The 20,291-nt window shown below is 64.4% G+C and carries 10 protein-coding genes; 2 read left to right on the forward strand and 8 right to left on the reverse strand.

Annotated elements, in window-relative coordinates; translation table 11 throughout:
* Positions 1-29: 29 nt before the first annotated feature.
* The 8 genes from EOB49_RS16050 to hutI all read right to left on the reverse strand — a co-directional run bounded on the left by EOB49_RS16050 (position 30) and on the right by hutI (position 18,002).
* A complete protein-coding gene (locus tag EOB49_RS16050) occupies positions 30-833 on the reverse strand; it encodes a heme ABC transporter permease (RefSeq protein ID WP_127381522.1) in 804 nt (267 codons plus the stop codon).
* 136 nt (positions 834-969) lie between these two features.
* Positions 970-2,751, reverse strand: a complete 1,782-nt coding sequence (locus EOB49_RS16055; RefSeq protein ID WP_127381523.1) for a glucan ABC transporter ATP-binding protein/ permease — start codon at positions 2,749-2,751, stop codon at positions 970-972.
* A 512-nt stretch (positions 2,752-3,263) separates the two neighbouring features.
* Positions 3,264-11,846, reverse strand: coding sequence for a glucoamylase family protein (locus EOB49_RS16060; protein WP_127381524.1), 8,583 nt, complete (start codon positions 11,844-11,846; stop codon positions 3,264-3,266).
* Positions 11,847-12,113: 267 nt separating this feature from the next.
* Entirely contained in the window at positions 12,114-12,701 is a 588-nt protein-coding gene (locus EOB49_RS16065; protein ID WP_127381525.1) for a HutD family protein, read from the reverse strand.
* 12 nt (positions 12,702-12,713) lie between these two features.
* The gene (gene hutU, locus EOB49_RS16070; protein ID WP_127381526.1) at positions 12,714-14,384 is read right to left on the reverse strand and encodes a urocanate hydratase; all 1,671 of its coding nucleotides are present in this window, start codon (positions 14,382-14,384) and stop codon (positions 12,714-12,716) included.
* A 26-nt stretch (positions 14,385-14,410) separates the two neighbouring features.
* A complete protein-coding gene (gene hutG, locus EOB49_RS16075) occupies positions 14,411-15,229 on the reverse strand; it encodes an N-formylglutamate deformylase (protein ID WP_127381527.1) in 819 nt (272 codons plus the stop codon).
* Positions 15,229-16,770, reverse strand: a complete 1,542-nt coding sequence (hutH, locus tag EOB49_RS16080; protein WP_127381528.1) for a histidine ammonia-lyase — start codon at positions 16,768-16,770, stop codon at positions 15,229-15,231. The genes hutG and hutH overlap by 1 nt, the downstream gene beginning before the upstream one ends.
* Positions 16,767-18,002 (reverse strand): imidazolonepropionase, encoded by a 1,236-nt coding sequence (gene hutI, locus EOB49_RS16085; RefSeq protein ID WP_127381529.1) that lies wholly within the window; start codon positions 18,000-18,002, stop codon positions 16,767-16,769. The genes hutH and hutI overlap by 4 nt, the downstream gene beginning before the upstream one ends.
* A gap of 97 nt (positions 18,003-18,099) precedes the next feature.
* Here hutI and EOB49_RS16090 point away from each other — a divergent pair, with 97 nt between their 5' ends.
* Both EOB49_RS16090 and hutC read left to right on the forward strand, forming a co-directional pair.
* Positions 18,100-19,452, forward strand: coding sequence for a formimidoylglutamate deiminase (locus EOB49_RS16090; protein ID WP_127381530.1), 1,353 nt, complete (start codon positions 18,100-18,102; stop codon positions 19,450-19,452).
* Between the two features lie 2 nt (positions 19,453-19,454).
* A complete protein-coding gene (gene hutC, locus EOB49_RS16095) occupies positions 19,455-20,186 on the forward strand; it encodes a histidine utilization repressor (protein ID WP_164781700.1) in 732 nt (243 codons plus the stop codon).
* Positions 20,187-20,291: the final 105 nt, after the last annotated feature.

Below are 20,291 nucleotides of genomic sequence, written 5' to 3' on the forward strand. Positions count from 1 at the left end.
TGAGACGTTGGCGTTCCCGGGAACACCCCTCATCCTCGGCCTTCGGCGACACCTTCTCCCACAAGGGGAGAAGGGGGAGAGCGCTCGGCCTGCCGAGCCGCGACCCGCCTCATGGCAATCACCCGGCGGCGGCGGATTTCGGTGCGCATCGCCATCAGGTGCAGCGCGAAGAACAGCACGGTAAAGCCGAGCGCCATCACCAGCAGCGGCCATAGCAGGCTGGGGTCGATGGTGGAGCCGCCCATGCGGAACACCGAGGCCGGCTGATGCAGCGTGTTCCACCAGTCGACCGAGAACTTGATGATCGGGACGTTGATGAAGCCTACCAGCGTGATGATGGCCGCGGCCCAGGCGGCGCGGCTGGCATCGTCGAGCGCGCGGGTCAGCGCGATGATGCCGAGATACATCAGGAGCAGCACGAACACCGAGGTCAGCCGAGCATCCCAGACCCACCAGGTGCCCCACATCGGCTTGCCCCAGATCGAACCGGTGATCAGCGCCAGCGCGGTGAAGACGGCGCCGATGGGTGCGGCTGATTTCAGCGCGACATCGGCCAACGGATGCCGCCAGACGAGCGTGCCGAGCGCCGAGACCGCCATCAGCGTGTAGCACATCATGGCGAGCCAGGCGAAAGGCACGTGGATATACATGATGCGGACGGTGATGCCCTGCTGGAAATCCTCAGGCGCGGCGAAGCTCATATAGAGCCCCACGGCGAGGATGAGTGTGGCGATCGTGGCCAGCCATGGCACGACCTTGTCCGCCAGCCCGACGAAGCGCGTCGGGTTGGCGAGGTCCATCCAGCCGGTCAGGCGTGAAGTCGTATCGCTCATGCGGTTCTACATAAACCGCCGCGGCGTTCGGGGCAATCGAGCGGTGGTGTCGCAGACGCAATTGGGGCGGCCGTGCCTGTACTCTCACCCGGACCTATGGTCCGACCTGCCACAAGAGGAGGTCGGAGAAAGAAGCTCAGGCGGCTGCTTCCTGCTGTTGCTGTACGGTGCGGCTGAGGCGGCGAACCTCCTCGTCGTTGAGCAGGCCGCCGGCGCGCAGCAGGCTGGCGAAGCGGCCATTGCGCAGCGACAGCTCGGTGAAGCCGCCCATCTCGACCACCCTGCCCTTGTCCATGAACACGACCAGATCGGCGTCGCGAACGGTGGTCAGGCGGTGGGCGATGATGAAGGTCGTGCGGTCGCGGCGCAGCTCGTCGATCGCTTCCTTGACGCGGTCCTCGGTCTCGACGTCGAGCGCGCTGGTCGCCTCGTCGAGCACCAGGATCGGTGCGTCCTTCAGCACGGCGCGGGCAATGGCGATGCGCTGACGCTCGCCGCCCGAGAGCTGACCGCCACGTTCGCCAACCACCGTGTCGTAGCCATTGCTCTTGGACAGGATGAAGTCCTGTGCGGCAGCCGCATTGGCGGCGGCATGGATCTCGTCATTGCTTGCATCGGCGCGGCCAACACGGATGTTGTCCTCGATCGAGCGGTTGAGCAGCCCGGCATCCTGGAACACGGTGGCAATCGAATGGCGCACCGACTTGCGGGTCACGGTGCGGGTGTCGATACCGTCGATCAGGATACGGCCATGAGACGGCGAGAAGACACGCTGCAGCAGGTTGATGAGCGTGGTCTTGCCGGCGCCCGTCGGGCCCACGATGGCGACGGTCTGGCCCGCCTGCACCTCGAAGGACACGTCGTCGATGCCTTGGCCGGAATTGGCGAATTCGAAGCCGACATTCTCGAAGCGGACATGGCCGGTGACGTTGGCAAGATCGCGCAGGCCGTCCGGCTCAGCGGCATCAGCCGCGGAGTCCTCGAGATGGTAGAAATCCTCGAGCTTGGCACGGGCCTCGGAAATCTGGTTGGCGAAAGCCGACATCTGGTCGAGGCGTGCGATCAGCATCGTGGCAAAACCGGTGAAGGCAATGACGTCGCCGACACCCAACTGACCACGAGTGACGAGATAGGAGCCGATCGACAACACGATCAGCATCGAGATGGCCGATGACAGACGGTGTAAGGCATTGGCCAGCGCCCACCAGTCGAGGACAGGGTTCTGCGCGTCGAGCAGGTTCTTGGCGTAGCGGCGCAGCGTATCGGCCTCGTGGCCGCGGCGATTGTAGCTCTGCAGCACCGCAACGTTGCTGACCGAGTCGGTCACATGCGCGAACACCTTGTGGTAGTGGCGCTCGACCGCGGCCTGGCCCGCCTTGGTGCGGCGCATGACCATCCGGCCGATGCCGACATAGAGCAGTCCGAGGCCAAGCAGGACCAGCGACATGCGCAGGTCCATGCTGATCGCGGTCGGGACCAGCAGTACGAGGGCGACAGCCGTGGACAGATGCTGGCGCATGAATTCGAGCCAAAGGCTGAACAGGGTTTCGACGGCGCGCAGCATCGTGTGGAGAGCATTGGAGGTGCCGTGCTGATGGTGCCAGGCGAGCGGCATGGTGATCACGCGCTCGAAGGACTCGCAAAGCACTTCGCTGCGCCGAGCATGGGCAAAACGGTCAGCGCCGCGCGCCACCATGACGAAAGCAACGATGTTGAAGGCGCCGAGACCGGCCCACATGACCAGCGTAGTGAAGACAGAGCCACGCTCGGAGATGGCGCCGATGACGCGACCGAACATAATCGGCTCGAGAAGCGCTACGATAGCGAGAGCCACGTTGGCCGAACAGATCAACGCAACGCGTTTCCTGTCCGCGGCCAGATAACCGAGAGCTCGCCAGTAGATTTGCAGAAGGGTCACCCCAGTTACTCCGCCACGCTGTTTATTGTGCACTGCATCATTTTTATTCGTACCGGTTGATACGTCGCAAAACAATGGCCGTGTACCCCTTCAGTTCCCTTAGAGCGAACAAAAGATGGCGACGTTCCGAAATCTGCCGTGATCACCTAACGGTTTGAGAAGACAGGTAAAATGTCAGGCATGCGGCGAAATCATGGCAGTTGGCACGTGCTGCCACAATTTTAGTCAGCAACAATGTCGGACGGATGACTAAGCCGAAATCGCCTTCAATGAAGTATAGAACGAAACAAAGCTGCATGACGCCCCTCCAGGCGAAGGAAGGGCCAACTCTCACTGCTCGTGGCGCCCCCTATCGGACGCCCTAAGCCTTTGATTTCATGCACTCCTCGGTGGCATGTCCTTCAATCGGCAGGCGGCAACGCCAGGCGGGACGGTGCCTCTCATCCCGCCGTGGCGGCAAAAGTCGCGCCCCGGATCCCAGGCCCGAGCGCATAGTTTTTGAGCAACATGCATCAAGCCGGGATCCGGATGACCACCTCGGCAACTTCGCCGTCCTTCAGTTCGACTGCCGAACCCTTGGCCTTTGTCCCATTCACCTCCAGCGACACCGCCTTGGCCCTATTGTCGCGGATGACGCGAACCTTGAGTTCCGCCCCCAGCATTTTGAGATTTGCCGAGTAGCCGTCCCAGTGGCTCGGCAGCTTCGGCTTGAACTGGACACGCTTGCCGCGCCGCTCGATGCCCAGGATGCCTTCGACAGCAGCCCTGTAGAGCCAGCCGGCAGAGCCGGTGTACCAGGTCCAGCCGCCACGGCCGCCCTTGCCGTTGCCGGCAGTGTCGTCCCCGGCATAGATATCGGCCGCCACGACATAGGGCTCGACACGATAGTGCTCGGCCGTGGCCTCGTCGGTCGCATGGTTGACGGGGTTCAGCATCGAGAAACAGCGATAGGCCTCGTCGACCTGCCCCATCTCGGCAAGCGCGATGACGAACCATGTGGCGGCATGGGTGTACTGGCCGCCATTCTCGCGCACACCGGGCGGATAGCTCTTGATGTAACCCGGGTCCTTCTCCGTCTTCGAGAAGGGCGGCGTGAACAGTTTGACGATCTTCAGCTTGTCGTCCACAAGCAGCTTCGTTGCCTGCTCCATCGCGGTGGTCGACCGTGCCGGATCGCCCTCTCCCGAAAGCACGCTCCAGGACTGGGCGATCGAGTCGATCTTGCACTCCTGCGAGTTGCGGGACCCCAAAGGGGTGCCGTCGTCGAAACTGCCGCGCCGGTACCATGCGCCGTCCCATGCGGTGCTCTCAAGCGCCCGCTTCAGAACATCGGCATGCTTTGCCCAGGCCTGTGCTCGCTTGGCGTCGCCCTCGGCCTTGGCGACGGGGGCGAAATCACCAAGCGTCTTCAGCAGGAACCAGCCGAGCCAGACGCTCTCGCCCTTGCCGTGCTCGCCGACGCGGTTCATGCCGTCGTTCCAGTCGCCGCCGAGGATCAGCGGCAGGCCCGCGGGGCTGCTGCGCTTGATGGCGAGATCGAGCGCACGCGCGCAATGGTCGTAGAGCGACGCCGTCTTCTTCGAGATTTCCGGGGTGAAGAAGGCATCGTGTTCGCCATCGCCCAGCGGCTGTCCATCGATGAACGCCAATTGCTCCTTGAGGATGGTGGCATCGCCGGTGACCAGCAAATAGCGCGCCGTGGCGTGGGCAAGCCAGACCACGTCATCGGAGATCAGCGTGCGTACGCCAGCACCCGTGCGCGGCAGCCACCAGTGCTGCACGTCGCCTTCGGGGAACTGCCGCCGTGCCGCATTGAGTATCTGGTCGCGCGCCAGTTGCGGGTCATGCGCCAGCAGCGCCAGCGTATCCTGCAACTGGTCGCGGAATCCGAAGGCACCGCTGGCCTGATAGAAGGCGGAGCGGGCACGGATGCGGCAGGCCAGGCTCTGATAGGGCAGCCAGTGATTGACCATGGCGTCGAGCGCCTTGTCAGGCGTCTCGACCTGGATGGTGTCGAGGAAGCCGCGCCATTCGCGCTCATTGTCGGCCAGCCGCTGGTCGAAGTCCTTGACCTTATGCTCCTGCACCAGCGCGCTCGCCTCCTCGGCGGAGTCGGCGTCGCCGAGCAGCCAGAGCAGCGTCACGTCGCCGCCAGCCGGAATCTCGACGTCGCGGGCAATCGCCGCGCATGGATCGTCGCCGGCCTCGACACGGCCAGACAGCGCTGCACCACTCAGCACCGCCTGCGGCAGCTCGCTGGAGCCATGCCGGCCCAGGAACTCCGTCCGGTCTGTCGTCACCGAATGAACGCCGCCGTCAGCCGCGAGGAATGCAACGCGCTCGCCGAAATCCAGCCCGTAGGGGTTTTGTGCCAGCAGCGCCCCGCTGGCGGCATCCCGCGACGGGACGATGGTTGCCGCCGTGCGCGACCGGTGCCCGCCGAGCACCCATTCGGCATAGGCATAGACACGCAGCCGCGCCGGCACCGAGCCGGAATTCTGGATGCGCAGCCGCGAGATCTTCAGCGGATCGACCGGATCGACGACATGGGTGAGATCCATCGACAATGGTCCGCGCCTCGAGCGGAAGGTCGAGAACCCCTGGCCATGCCAGGCCTCGTAGGTCATCGAGGGATCGCGCACCATGGCGGCGAGCGGCGAGAATGCCTTGCCGCTGGCCTGATCGTAGATATAGAGGCCCTCGCCCGGCCGGTTCGAGACCGGATCATTCGACCACGGCGTCAACTGGTAGTCGCGGCTGTTTCGGCTCCAGGTGAAGGCAGCGCCCTCGGCGGAGGTATGGAAGCCGAACGAGGCGTTGGAGACGACGTTGATCCACGGCTGCGGCGTCGTGCGCCGGCCGGCCAGGCGCACGACATAGTGCCGCCCGTCGCCGTCGAAACCGCCAAAGCCGTTCCACTGGCTGAGACCGCTTCCATCGGCGCTGACATTGGCCACTGCCTGCGAGGCAGGAGTATGCGTCGTGGGTGTCGGCGACGGCAATTCACGCGGAATTGGCAATGCTGCCAGAGCGTCGCGCGCCTGCAGAGCCGCGGCCTCGGCGCGCTCGATCTGGTCGAAGATGGTGCCGTTGCGCGTGTGCAGGACCACCCGGGCGACAGCGAGCAGCGTCTTGTAGGTGGTTTCGTCCATGAGATCGCGGCGCACCGCGAATATGTGCTGGCGAGGTCCGAGCTCCTTGCCGCGCAGGCGGCTGTTTTCGCACAGCGTCTCGACCGCCCGCTGCAGGTCCTGGACATAGGAGGACGCCTGCTCGTTGACGACGACGAAGTCGATCATCATGCCGCGGGTGCGCATATATTCCTGGAAACGCAGCGCCTGGGCAACGATTTCGAGATCGGCGACATCGCCGATCCTGACCAGGAAGATCGGGAAATCGCCGGAAATGCTTGTCGGCCAAAGGCTCGACTGCTTGCCCAGCCCCGAGGCGATAGATTCAGCGGGAAGACGCAGGAACGGATCCGGATAGATCAGATAGCGCGCCAGCTTCTGCACATTGGCGGCATCGGTCAGGCTAAGGCCCATATGGCGGGTCTGCACCTGGCTGCGCGTCCAGGCAAGCATGGCCTGGCGGGCAAAGCTCTCCGGATGGTCGAGGCGGGCGATGGCTTCGTCCAGTTCGGCACGGCCGGCGCCGACGACTGTCCAGAAGGTCAGCGATATCTTCTTGTTGGCCGGCACGCGCACCTGGCGGCGCAGCGAGGCGACGGGATCGAGCGTAAAGCCTGAATGGCCGCCCAGCCTGGCGCCCGGGTCGAAAGCGGCCGCATCGACGATGGTACGGCCACGGCCGATGAAGGCGCGCCTGTCGGTCTCGGCCTCGGCATCGCGCGCCGATCCGGACGGATCGGTGACGAAATGCACCATGGCGATATCGGGCTCACTGGTCTCGCGCTTGCGCCGCGTGGCGAAGATCGCCGCGTTGTTGGCAGAGATTTCGGTTTCCACGAACATCTTCGAGAAGGCCGGATGCGCGTTGTCGGACGCCTCCAGGCCGAGCACCAGTTCGGCAAAGGAGGTCACTTCGATGTGACGGTCGGACGGACCGTCATTGTAGAGCGTGACCCGACGGCCCTCGCCATTGCCTTCCGAGATGACAATGCATTCGACCTCGGAGCGCAACGTGCCCACGGATTTGACGAAGCTCGCCTTGTCGTCGGAGAACAAGGTCTGCGCCTTTTCCTCGGCGGCGCGCTTCGGCTCGGCCGTAGCCGACCACCAGTCGCCGGAACCGGCGTCACGCAGGAAGATATAGGAGCCGAGCCGGTCCTCGGTCGGATCCGGCTGCCAGCGCGTGACGGAGAGATCGCCCCAGCGGCTGTAGCCCGAGCCGGTCGCGGTGACCATCACCGAATAGCGGCCGTTCGACATGACGTTGGTCGACCGCAGCGACTGCAACGGATTGAGCACGATGCGGGTGTCGGGGCTGTCGACTTCGGTCTCGTCCTTGGAGCGTTCGTCGGCCTCGGTCCTGACGGTGGCGGTCGGGATGTCGCGCGGCGCCCTCTCCTGCAGCAAGAGTTCGGCCGATTCGATGACCGGATCGCTGTGGAAGCGGTCGCGCATGCGACCTTCGAAAATGGCGTCGGCAACCGCCGCGATCGACATGCCCGAATGGTGGGCCATGTAGTTCTGGACGACGACATGATCCGTGCCTTCCGGCACGCGCTGCGGCGTGAAGTCGACGGCATCGTAGTAGCCGTGGCGGCCGAGCGCCCCGATCTCCCGCAATCGCGCGAGATTCAGCACGGCTTCACGCGGATTGAACTGGGCCGCCAGTATGGTGGCGTAAGGCGCGATCACCGTGTTCTGGCCAAGGCCGCGCTTCAGCCCGAGGCCTGGAACGCCGAAATTTGTATATTGGTAGGTCAGTTCTCGGTCGCGCGCATTGTAGGCGGCCTCCGAAATGCCCCACGGCACGTTCTTCTGGCGGCCATACTGGATCTGGCGCTTGATGATCAGCTTGCTGGTCTGGTTGAGGATCGAGCCCTGCGGCTCCTTCATCACCAGCGGCGGCATCAGATATTCGAACATCGAGCCGGACCAGGACATCAGGGCGCCCTGGAAACCGATTTCGACGATCGGCCGGCCAAGCCGGAACCAGTGCTCGGTCGGCAGGTCGCCCTTGGCGATGGCGAACAGGCTGGTCAGCCGGGCTTCGGAAGCCAGAAGGTCGTAGCAGCTCTCGTCGAGCTGGTGTTCCTCGACCCGGTAGCCGATCGACAACAGCTTGCGCTCCGGCCGCATCAGGAAGGAGAAATCCATCTCGAAGGCGTAACGGCGCGTGCGCCCGCGCAAGGTGAGCAGCTTGGCACGCAGCGCCTCGACGGCATTGTCGTCGCTGTGCGCGTCATGGACGTGCGCTTCGCAGGTGGCTTCCAGCCTTGCCGCCCAGTCGACGATGACGTCGCTCTGGGGCGACACCGCCTCGGTATGGATGGCGGTGGCCAATTTGCGGATCTCGCCGGCCAGCACAGCCAGGTTGATGGTGCGGATCGACGCCATTTCGGGCTGTGCCTTGATCGTGTCGACAGCGCGCCGCATGCCGTCGAGGCGGTCGGCGAGACGCTGGCGCAGCGGGCGCAACTGACGGCGGTCGTCGGGCAGATCATCGAGGCTTTCGCCGAGGATGGTGACCGTGTCGAGAATGCCTTCGAAATCGCCCTGGAGATGGACGGAAGGTGCTTCGGCCCATTCGGCGCAGGCCGCCGCCACCGCCACCAGATGGCCAGCGAGATTGCCGCTGTCGACAGCCGAGATGTAAAGCGGATAGAGCGGCTTCAGTGTCGTCGTGTCGTACCAGTTGAAGAGGTGACCGCGCTCACGCGGCATGCCCTCGATCGTCGCCATGGTGGCGTCGATGCGGGTGATGGCGTCGGACAGGCTGATCCAGCCGAAGTCGCGGGCGGAAACGACGGACAGCAGGTAGACGCCGATGTTGGTCGGTGAGGTGCGCGGCGCCACCACCGGCGCCGGGCTTTCCTGGAAATTGTCCGGCGGCAGATGGTGATGCTCTGCCGTTACGAAGCTTTCGAAATAGTGCCATGTGCGCCGCGCCACCGTGCGCAACGTATGGATGTCGGCCTGCGATATGCGCAGCCGATCCTCGGTTTCGGCCGAACGGCTGATCCAGCTGGCGATGGCCGGCGAGCCAATCCAGAACAGGGCGAAGAAGAAAGCCACGAAGGCGCCGGTCGAATCGGCCAACACCGGAATGGCAAGGCCGACGAAGCCAATGATCACGGCGCCATACATCATGCCGTAATACGATCCGACATCGTTGTCGCCCGCCTTGTGCGCCTGCGAGGCGGTGCGCCATTCCAAAAGGTTCTGGCGGCTGACGAACAGCCGGTAAAGCGTACGCACGATGGCATCGCCCATCATCCAGGCATTGTGCGCCATCAGCACGATCTTCAGCGCCACCATGGCGGTACCGAAGGCGACGTCGCGCGCCAGAGCCGAGAAATGGCCGCGTGGCGTCTGGTCGCCGCTCTTGGGCAGGATGGCGTTGACGATATCGAATGTCGGCGCCATGAACAGGCTGAGGATCAGCAGGGCCTGCCATTGCGCGGCCTGCGTGAAGGGCAGCAGCGTCCAGCCGGCGATCGCCGCCATCACCCAGAAGATCGGCGTTAGCGAGCGGCGCAGATTGTCGATCATCTTCCAGCGCGACAGCGCCGGCACGCCGGAGCGCGGATCGAGCATGAAGCCAAGCAACTGCCAGTCGCCGCGCGCCCAGCGATGGTGGCGCGAGGCGTCGACCGAGTAGCGGGTCGGATAGTCCTCAACCAGTTCGACGTCGGTGACCAGCGCCGCGCGCGCCAGCGCGCCTTCCAGCAGATCATGGCTGAGGATGGTGTTTTCCTCGATGCGGCCCTGCAGGGCGGCCTCGAAGGCGTCGACGTGATAGAGGCCCTTGCCGGTGAAGGACCCGTCGCCGAAGACGTCCTGATAGAGATCGGACACGGCAAAGACATAAGGATCGAGGCCGCGATTGGCTGAAAACACCCGCTGGAAGAACGACGCATCGTCGCCTGATGTCAGCGACGCGGTGATGCGCGGCTGAAGGATCGCATAGCCGGCGGTGACGACGCGCTTGCTGGCATCGAAATGCGGCCGGTTGAGCGGGTGGCAGAGCTTGCCTACGAGGGTGGCGACCGCGTCACGGGTGGTGCGCGTGTCGGCATCGAGCGTCATCACATGGACGACGTTCTCCGGCAGCGGCACGTCGAGCGGCAGGAACGTGGTGTCGCTGTCGCCGCGCAGCAGAAGATCGAGCTCGTGCAGCTTGCCGCGCTTGCGCTCCCAGCCCATCCAGGCCCCTTGCGCCGCATTGAACAGCCGGCGCCGGTGCAGGATGTAGAAACGCGGCGCGCCTTCGGAGGGATAGCGGGCGTTGAGACGGGCGATTTCGGTACGGGCGAATTCGAGGATTTCGGTGTCCGCCGCATCGATCTCGGTCTTCGAGTCTGGCCAGTCCGACAGCAGCGCGAAATGGATTTCATCGGCCGTGTTGGCGAGATGATGCACCTCGATATTGCGGATGTTTTCCTCGACATCGTCGCGCGAGCCGATCAGCGACGGCACCACCACCAGCGTGCGCGCCTCGGGCGGCACGCCGTGCCGGTAATCATAACCGACAAGACGCGTCGGTTTCAGGAACAGCGATACGACCGTGTTGAAGAAGGCGAGCGCGCCCTCGCTGGCCGGCACGGCAAACAGCGCCAGCATCAGGACGATCGAGGGCACCGACAGGCCGAGATTGGCAAGCGCGTTGCCGGAGAGGACGAGAAGCAGGGCCGTCAGCGCAAACACCGGTACGACGATGCCGAGCCACCCGGTCTTGCGGAAGGCACGCTTGACTGTCTGGCTGATGGTGGGCCGATAGCCGATCGCCTTCTCCAGCTCAAGCCGGCGTGGGCCGACGAGAAAGAAGCCGACATCGGTGTGGGCGGACCCGGTTAAAACGACGTCGCCGTCACCATCGCTGGCGGCGTGGCCGGCCAACTCGATGGCCTTCTCGGCAACGCGATATTCCGAAAGGTTCGAGCGGCGCGCCAATTCCTCGATCGCGGTCCGGTACTGATCGCGCGAGAAGAAGTCGAGCGCGGCGAAATCGGTGCGCTCGCGCAGCACGGTGTCGATGCGGCTGACGCCTTCGAACCACACCGTCCAGTCGACGTCGTTGATGAGGCGCAGGCCGCGGATGATATTGCCCGTCGTCACATTGCCGCTGGACAGCGTGTGATGTTCGGAAATGATGATTTCCTCGGCATCGGAGCCGGTCTTTTCGAGCTCGCCTTCCAGCCATTCCAGGGCCTTGCCGGCATTCTGCGATCCGTCACGCAGGCGGTAGAGCAGTTGGGTGGCGAAGGTGGTGTCCTGCGCATGCGCGCTGAAATTGGACAGGATCGACTGCCGGTCGGCGCTGTCGTCGGTCGCCAGGACCTTGTCGGCCACATCGTTGGCGATCTGGCGCATCTGGCGGGTGCGATTGACCCTGACGGCCAGCCGGCGGAGATTTTCGATCAGGACGAAGCGCAACAGCGAAGGCAGCGCCCAGAGTTCGCCGATCTTCAGCGGCTCGACCGACTGGAAACCCTGGACGATGGACTTGAACATCGTCGCCGAAACGGAACTGTCCGAATGCGCCACATAGGTCCAGGCCAGCGCCAGCGCGCGCGGCACGCTGCCGCCGTCAGGCAGTTTCAAGGTCGGCAACTGGCGATAGAAGCGGCGCGGCAGGTCGCGCTTGACCTGGAAAATGGTCTCTTCGACCAGGTAATTGTTGTCGAGCAGCCATTGTGCCGCCGGCGTGATCGTCTCGCCCCTCGCCTGCGCCGCATTGGTCGACCGGTAGACTTCCAGGATCTTCTTGGCGCTGTCCCGGATACGGGCCTGAAAATCAAAGGGCGTCAGACCGAATAGATCGGTGAGGTCGCCTTTTGCCAGGCTTTCGCCAAGCACACGAAGACGCTCTTCGGGCAGAAAGTTGGATCGAATCGGCTCTTCCGTGATGGCCGGGAAGCTCGCGCTTGTCTTCTCGATTTGGGCAGGAGTCGTCTGAATATTCATTGAAAATTCCGTAAGCGGGCACTGAGCGGCGTCACCGCCACGGCAATGGCCCTAAAACCGGTTCAAATGCAATTGGTTGCATAAACCCCACTTGCCGAAAGTTTGTTTCCGCACCACGACAGGGCGTCGTCTCTCAGCAAAACTAAAAGACAAGCACCCCACTTCCCGCCAGGCCAGATCGGCGGAGAGGATTCAGGCTTTTTCGTGATGCCGCCAGCAGCTTACGCTATATTTCGCTGGTGCCGCGATCATGTTTGGAAACAAGCGTTAATCGTTGCCGGCGACGGCGCCGATCCGGATCACGAACAGCGTTGCCTCATGGGCGGGTTGGACAAGCAGGCCGGTGCTGACCGGACCGGACAGCAGCGTGTCGAGCGGCCCGAGGCGAACCGGTTCAGCGGCGGGCACGCTGACGTCGCCGTCCAAGCACAGGATGAGGGTTGTGCCGGCTTCAGTCCGGATTTCCACGGGGGCGGAAATCACCAGGCGTTCGACCGAATGTGTCATCCGGCTTCGGCGGGTCATGACATTGAGATCGGTGATCGGTCCGCCGATCAGCGCGGCTGAGGTCTGCACGTCGGCCGGGAAAGAAAACAGGGCGGTCGTCCTGTTTATGGATGTCGGCGGGTGGCTGGCAATCTCAAGGACGATGCCCTCGCCTTCGAGCACGGCAAGGGTGCGATCGATGCCGGCGAATTGCGAGAACGGACCGCTCAATTCGACACGCGCCATCGAGACGCGCCAGTCGAAATCGTCGAGACCGGCACCCGAGGGCGAAACGGCGATCTCCGTCGTCACGCCGCCGCCGTTCTTCCACGGCATCGACCGGTATTCGGCTGCCCGCAGGATGCGCATCGGTTCAGCCAATCAGCCGAGAATGCCGGGCAAATTGAGCTGGTGCTCCTTGGCGCATTCGATGGCGACGTCGTAGCCGGCATCGGCATGGCGCATGACACCGGTCGCCGGATCGTTCCACAACACCCGCTCCAGGCGCCTTGCGGCGTCCGGCGTACCGTCGGCGACGATGACCATGCCGGCGTGCTGCGAGAAACCCATGCCGACGCCGCCGCCATGGTGCAGCGACACCCAGGTGGCGCCGGACGCCGTGTTGAGCAACGCGTTGAGCAGCGGCCAATCGGACACAGCGTCCGAGCCGTCCTTCATGGATTCCGTTTCGCGGTTCGGCGAGGCGACCGAGCCGGAATCGAGGTGATCGCGGCCGATGACGACAGGCGCCTTCAACTCGCCCTTGGCCACCATTTCGTTGAAGGCGAGGCCGAGCCTGTGGCGGTCGCCAAGGCCGACCCAGCAGATGCGCGCCGGCAACCCTTGAAAGGCGATGCGCTCACGCGCCATGTCGAGCCAGTTGTGCAGATGGGTGTTGCCGGGCGTCAGTTCGCGCACCTTGGCGTCGGTCTTGTATATATCCTCGGGATCACCGGAAAGGGCCGCCCAGCGGAACGGCCCGATGCCACGGCAGAACAGCGGACGGATATAGGCCGGCACGAAACCGGGGAAGGCAAAGGCGTTCTCGAACCCCTCCTCCTTGGCCACCTGGCGGATGTTGTTGCCGTAGTCGAGCGTCGGCACGCCGGCGTTCCAGAACGCCACCATCGCCTCGACATGTTCGCGCATGGAGGCGCGGGCTGCCTTCTCGACTGCCTTGGGGGCGCTGACGCGCTTCTCGCGCCACTCGGCCATCGTCCAGCCCTTCGGCAGATAGCCGTTGATGGGATCATGCGCCGAGGTCTGGTCGGTGACCATATCGGGGCGAATGCCACGCCGGAACATCTCCGGCACGATCTCGGCCGTATTGCCAAGCAGGCCGACCGATTTCGCCTCGCCGGCCTTGGTCCAGCGTTCGATCTTTTCCAGCGCCTCGTCGAGCGTGTCGGCGCGCTCGTCGACGTAGCGGGTGCGCAGGCGGAAATCGATCGAGTCCGGGTTGCATTCGATCGCCAGGCAGCAGGCGCCGGCCATGACGGCGGCGAGCGGCTGGGCGCCACCCATGCCGCCGAGACCGCCGGTCAGTATCCATTTTCCCTTGAGATTGCCGCCATAGTGCTGGCGGCCGGCCTCGACGAAGGTCTCGTAGGTGCCTTGCACGATGCCTTGCGTGCCGATGTAGATCCACGAGCCGGCCGTCATCTGGCCGTACATCATCAGGCCCTTCTTATCGAGCTCGTTGAACTTTTCCCAATTCGCCCAGTGCGGCACCAAATTGGAGTTGGCGATCAGCACGCGCGGGGCGTCCGGGTGGGTCCGGAACACGCCAACCGGCTTGCCGGACTGGACCAGCAAAGTCTCGTCATCGGCCAGCGTCCTCAAGGAGGCGACGATGCGGTCGAAGTCGTTCCAGGTGCGCGCCGCCCGGCCGATGCCGCCATAGACGACCAGCTCGTTGGGATTTTCAGCAACATCCGGGTCGAGATTGTTCATCAGCATGCGCAGCGGCGCTTCCGTCAGCCAGGAGCGTGCGCTGATTTCGGTGCCGCGCGGGCTGCGGACTTCGCGGATGTTGTGGCGAGGATTGTTCATGGCGTCACTCCATAAAGGACCTGATGTCAGACGCGCGCCCAGGATGTCGCGGTCTCGAGGATTTTCCGCAGCGTGGCGCGGATCGGTGCGGCGAACTCGGCGTCATAGGGCACCGGCCAATTGTCCGGCGTACCCTTGCCATCTGGCTCGCGCATATAGCCGCGGTTGGAGAGTTCCATCTGCAGCGCATGCACGCCTTGTTGCGGCTGGCCGAAATGGCGTGTGATCCAGCCGCCCTTGAAGCGGCCGTTGATGACAAAGGTTTCACCGGTTTCGGCCATGATCTGGCCGACCATCGCCTGCAGCGTCGGATCGGCGCTCCTGTCGTCATTGGTGCCGAGGTTGAAAACCGGCAGCGTGCCTTCAAACAGGCGCGGCAGCACTGAACGGATCGAGTGGCAGTCATAGAGGACGATCTTTTCGTGCAGGCCACGCAACCGGTCGATCTCGACCTGCAAGGCGGCATGGTAGGGCCCGAAGAATTTCTCGCGACGCTCGTCGATCTCCGACGGCCCCGGTTCTTCGCCCTCGCGATAGAGCGGATCGCCATCGAAAGTCTCGGTCGGGCAAAGGCCGGTCGTCGCCTGGCCGGGGTAAAGCGAGGCGCCGGAGGGATCGCGGTTGACGTCGATGACGGTGCGCGAGATCGCGGTGTGCACCACCGTCGCCCCGAGGCCGGCAGCAAAGTCATAGAGATTGTCGATCCACCAATCGCAGTCGCGGCGGCCGAGCCAGGGCGAGACCAGCCGATTCTCAAGGCCGGCGAGGTCGACGCCGGTGTGCGGTATCGACACCAGCAACGGCGCTGTGCCGGGCGTGACCGTCAGCCAGGGCGCGCTTGCCATCACATCGCTCCGGAAACCGACGGCAGAGCCACGCCGCCGGCGGCCTCGATGGCCGCACCGCTGCGCACCATGGCGATGGCTTTTTCCATATCGGGGTGGAAATGGCGGTCATTGTCGAGATGCGGCACTTCGGCCCGGACCAGCTTGCGCACTGCCTCCAGGGCGTCGCTCGAGGCCAGCGGCGCATGGAAATCGCAGCCTTGGGCCGCGGCCAGCAATTCGATGCCGATCACGGCGGTGGCGTTCTCGACCATGCCGATCAGCCGGCGCGCACCGTGCGCGGCCATCGAAACATGGTCTTCCTGGTTTGCCGAGGTGGGGATCGAATCGACGCTGGCCGGATAGGCTTTCTGCTTGTTCTCCGAAACGAGCGCCGCCGCCGTCACCTGCGGGATCATGAAGCCGGAGTTCAGACCGGGCTTCGGCGTCAGGAAGGCTGGCATGCCGGACAGCGCCGGATCGACAAGCATGGCGATGCGGCGTTCCGACAGCGAACCGATTTCGCAGACGGCGAGCGCGATCATGTCGGCGGCGAAGGCCACCGGCTCGGCGTGGAAATTGCCGCCGGAAAGCGCGGTGTCATCCTCGGCGAAGATCAGCGGATTGTCGGTGACGCCATTGGCTTCGGTGCCCAGCGTGTCGGCCGCCTGGCGCAGCACGGTGAGTGCGGCGCCCATCACCTGCGGCTGGCAGCGCAGGCAATACGGATCCTGCACACGTTCGTCGCCAACCCGATGCGATTCACGGATGGCGCTGCCGGCCATCAGATTGCGCAGGGCGTCGGCCGTCTCGATCTGGCCTGGATGCTTTCTCAGCACATGGATGCGCGGATCGAAGGGGGCGTCGGACCCTTTTGCCGCGTCGGTCGACAGGGCACCGGCGACCAGCGCCGATTGGTAGAGCACTTCGGCCTCGAACAAGGCGGCCAGCGCATAGGCGGTCGAAAACTGGGTGCCGTTGAGCAGCGCCAGGCCCTCCTTGGCGCCCAGCGTCACCGGTTCCAATCCATGCGAGACGAAGGCGACATTGGCCGGGAAACGGCCATGCGGGGTGAAGCATTCGCCGACGCCGATCATCACCGCCGTCATGTGCGACAGCGGGGCGAGGTCGCCGGAGGCGCCGACCGAACCTTGCGCCGGCACCACCGGGATGACGTCGTTGGCCAGCATCGCTTCGAGCAGCTCGATGGTCTGCGGCCGCACACCCGACGCGCCCTGCGCCAGGCTGGCGAGCTTCAGCGCCATCATCAGCCTGCAGACAGCAACCGGCATCGGCTCGCCGACGCCGGCGGCGTGCGACAGGACGATGTTGCGCTGCAAGGTCTCGAGATCCTCGGCCGGGATGCGGACGCTGGCCAGTTTGCCGAAGCCGGTGTTGATGCCATAGACCGGCTCGCCCTTGGCAACGATCCTGGCGACAGCCTCGGCGCTCGCCTTGATTTTCGGCCGGCAGGCATCGTCCAGCTTGGGCACGGCGCCACGATAGATGGCGCGCCAATCGGCCAGCGTCGCATTGCCGGGCTTCAGGGTCAGTTCGATCATTGTCCTCTCCAGATGCGGGCATGCAGCGGGTTGAAGCCCATGCGGTAGACGAGTTCGGCGGGGCGCTCGATGTTCCAGATCGCCAGGTCGGCGGATTTTCCGACCTCAAGCGTGCCGGTTTCTCCCAGCAAACCAAGCGCGCGGGCGGCCTCCCGGGTGACGCCGGCAAGGCATTCATCGACGGTCAGGCCAAACAGGGTCGCGGCCATGTTCATGGTCAGAAGCAGTGAGGTCAGCGGCGAAGTGCCGGGATTGTTGTCGGTGGCGACAGCCATCTTGACGCCGTGCTGGCGAAACAGCCCCATCGGCGGCTTCTTGGTTTCGCGGATGAAATAGTAGGCGCCGGGCAGGATCGTCGCCACGGTTCCGGCCTTGGCCATCGCCGCTGCACCCGCATCATCGGTGTATTCGAGATGGTCGGCCGACAGCGCACCGTAACGGGCGGCGAGTTCGGCGCCATGCAAATTGGACAGTTGGTCGGCATGAAGCTTGACCGGCAGGCCGGCCGCCTTTGCCGCAGCGAAGACGCGCGCCATCTGTTCCGGCGAAAAGGCGATGCCCTCGCAAAACCCGTCGACCGCATCGGCCAGCCCCTCGGCGGCAATCTTTGGAAGAATCTCATTGGCGACCAGATCGATAAAGGCGTCCTTGTCGCCCTTGGCTTCCGGCGGCAGCGCGTGAGCGCCGAGGAAGGTGGTGCGGATTGTCACCGGCCGCTGGTTGCCCAACTGCCGTGCGGCACGCAGCGATTTCTTCTCGTTTTCGAGGTCGAGGCCATAGCCGGACTTGATCTCGACGGTGGTCACGCCTTCGGCGATCAGCGCATCGAGGCGCGGCAGCGATTGAGTGACCAGTTCGTCTTCGCTGGCGGCGCGCAAGGATTTGACCGACGAAACAATGCCGCCGCCGGCCCGGGCGACCTCTTCATAAGTGTCGCCGGCCAGCCGCATCTCGAATTCGTTGGCGCGGTTGCCGGCATGGACCAGATGGGTGTGGCAGTCGATCAGGCCAGGCGTGATCCAGCGGCCCTCGCAATCGACCGTCTCGGCGCCCTGGGCAAGTGTTGAGGGCAGCTCCGACTCGGGGCCGGCATAGACAATGCGGCCGTCACGCGCAGCGACCGCGCCATGTTCGACAACCCCTAGTCCGGCCGACCCTTCGGCCATGGTCGCGAGCCGCGCATTGCGCCACAGACGAAGATCCCCTGCCCGGCTTTTGTTCTGTCCAGCCATCATCTTTTCCGTTTCAATCGATGACGATTATGTATATACATATTGAAACGCACTGCAAGTGCCATCATCGCATGAGAGACACAGACCGGAGAGAAAAGTGGCAGCGATCTTTGCGGAACAGGCGCTCCTTCCCGATGGCTGGCGCGATAATGTGCGGCTCACCCTGGCCGATGGACGCATTACAGCCGTTCAGCCTGACGCCGCAGCGGCAGCCGGCGACGAACGCCACGCGATCCTGTTGCCCGGCATGCCCAATTTGCACAGCCACGCCTTCCAGCGCGGCATGGCCGGCCTTGCCGAGCTTCGCGGCCCCTCCGCCGACAGTTTCTGGAGCTGGCGCGAGGTGATGTACCGCTTTGCCCTGTCGATGACGCCCGATCAGGTCGAGGCGGTTGCAGCACAGCTCTATGTCGAAATGCTGGAGGCCGGGTTTTCCCGCGTCGGCGAGTTTCACTATCTGCATCACGACCGCGATGGAAAACCCTACGCCAATCTTGCCGAGATGGCCGAGCGCATCGCGGCGGCGGCCGGCGAAACAGGCATCGGCCTGACGCTGTTGCCGGTGTTTTATGCGCACTCGTCTTTCGGCGGTGCCGCGCCAAACCAAGGCCAGCGGCGATTCATCAACGATGTGAATCGGTTCTCGCGGCTTGTTGAGAAATGCCGCGAATTGGTTCGCGCGTTGAATCAGGCTGTCGTCGGCGTCGCTCCGCACAGTTTGCGTGCCGCGACGCCGCAGGAGCTAGCCGAAGTCGCCGCGCTGGCGCCGGAGGGGCCGATTCACATCCATATCGCCGAGCAAGTGAAAGAGGTCGAGGACTGTCTTGCCTGGTCCGGCGCGAGGCCCGTGGAGTTTTTGCTCGCCAATGCCAAGGTGGATAAGCGCTGGTGCCTGATCCACGCCACGCACATGACCGATGCTGAAACCGTTGCCATGGCCAGGAGCGGCGCCATCGCCGGTCTTTGCCCGATCACCGAGGCCAATCTCGGTGACGGCACTTTTGCCGCGCCGCTGTTCAGGGAACATGGCGGCCGCTATGGCGTCGGCTCCGATTCGAACGTGCTCATCGGCCTGCCCGACGAATTGCGCCAGCTCGAATATTCGCAGCGCCTCGCCCACCGCGCCCGCAATGTGCTGGCGGTCGCGGGCGGCTCGACCGGCCGGGCGCTGTTCGACGCCGCGCTGGACGGCGGCAGCGTCGCCCTCGGCGCCGGTGCTTCCGCGATCGCCGCCGGCGCCTCGGCCGATTTCGTCTCGCTCGATCCCAAAAATCCCTCGCTGGCCGGCAAGAGCGGCGACGCTATCCTCGACGCCTGGATCTTCGCCAATGGCGGCAAGGTCGACTGCGTCTGGGTGCATGGGCTCAAGCAGGTCAGCGGCGGCAGGCATGTGAAGCGAGAGGCTATCGCCGAGCGGTTTCGCAGCGTGATGACGGCGCTTTCGGCATGAGCATGGCCGGCACAGTGGTAGCGGACGGTGGCGGCTCGCTGCACCAGCGCATCCTGACCGACATTAGCGAGAAGATCACGTCCGGCGCATGGGGGCCCGGCCATCGCATCCCGTTCGAGCACGAACTGAGCGTGCAATACAATTGCTCGCGCATGACGGTGAACAAGGCGCTGTCACAGCTTGCCAAGGCCGGGCTGATCGAACGCCGCCGCCGCTCAGGCAGCTTTGTGCGCCGGCCGCAGTCGCAAGCGGCGGTGCTGGAAATCCACGATATCCGCATCGAGGTCGAAGCGCTCGGCCTGCCTTACCGCTACGAGCGCGTCGCTCGGCACAAAAGGCGCAGCAGCGCCGAGGATCGCGCCCTGCTGGAATTGGGCTTGGCCGGACCGGTTCTGGCGCTGGAATGCGGGCATTTCGCCGGCGAGCGGCCGTTCGCGCATGAACAGCGGCTGATCAACCTCACCGCCGTACCCGAGGCAGCAGACGAGGAATTCGTGGTCATCGCACCAGGACCATGGCTGATCGGCCGCGTGCCGTGGAGCGAAGCCGAGCACCGGATTCGCGCTGTCGCCGCCGACAGACATATAGCGGCCGCACTCGACATCGAAGCCGGCGCGCCGTGCCTGGTGGTCGAGCGACGGACATGGAGCGCCGAACATCCGGTCACCCATGTGCGCTTTACCTACGCGGCCGAGAGCCACACGCTGGTGGCAAGGTTCAGGCCGCAGGGGTAGCGCCGACGCTCCCTTCTCCCCTTGTGGGAGAAGGTGGATCGGCGCGACAGCGTCGAGACGGATGAGGGGTGTTCCAGCGGAGTGAGACGTTGGCGTTCCCTGGAA

The sequence above is a fragment of the Mesorhizobium sp. M7A.F.Ca.MR.148.00.0.0 genome (genome assembly GCF_003997735.1).
In the GTDB taxonomy this organism is placed as follows: Bacteria; Pseudomonadota; Alphaproteobacteria; order Rhizobiales; family Rhizobiaceae; genus Mesorhizobium.

Coding starts and splice junctions, on each gene's coding strand:
- EOB49_RS16050 (WP_127381522.1), bottom strand. CDS start 833: ATGAGCGATACGACTTCACGCCTGACCGGCTGGATGGACCTCGCCAAC.
- EOB49_RS16060 (WP_127381524.1), bottom strand. CDS start 11,846: ATGAATATTCAGACGACTCCTGCCCAAATCGAGAAGACAAGCGCGAGC.
- EOB49_RS16065 (WP_127381525.1), bottom strand. CDS start 12,701: ATGCGCATCCTGCGGGCAGCCGAATACCGGTCGATGCCGTGGAAGAAC.
- hutU (WP_127381526.1), bottom strand. CDS start 14,384: ATGAACAATCCTCGCCACAACATCCGCGAAGTCCGCAGCCCGCGCGGC.
- hutG (WP_127381527.1), bottom strand. CDS start 15,229: ATGGCAAGCGCGCCCTGGCTGACGGTCACGCCCGGCACAGCGCCGTTG.
- hutH (WP_127381528.1), bottom strand. CDS start 16,770: ATGATCGAACTGACCCTGAAGCCCGGCAATGCGACGCTGGCCGATTGG.
- hutI (WP_127381529.1), bottom strand. CDS start 18,002: ATGGCTGGACAGAACAAAAGCCGGGCAGGGGATCTTCGTCTGTGGCGC.
- hutC (WP_164781700.1), top strand. CDS start 19,455: ATGGCCGGCACAGTGGTAGCGGACGGTGGCGGCTCGCTGCACCAGCGC.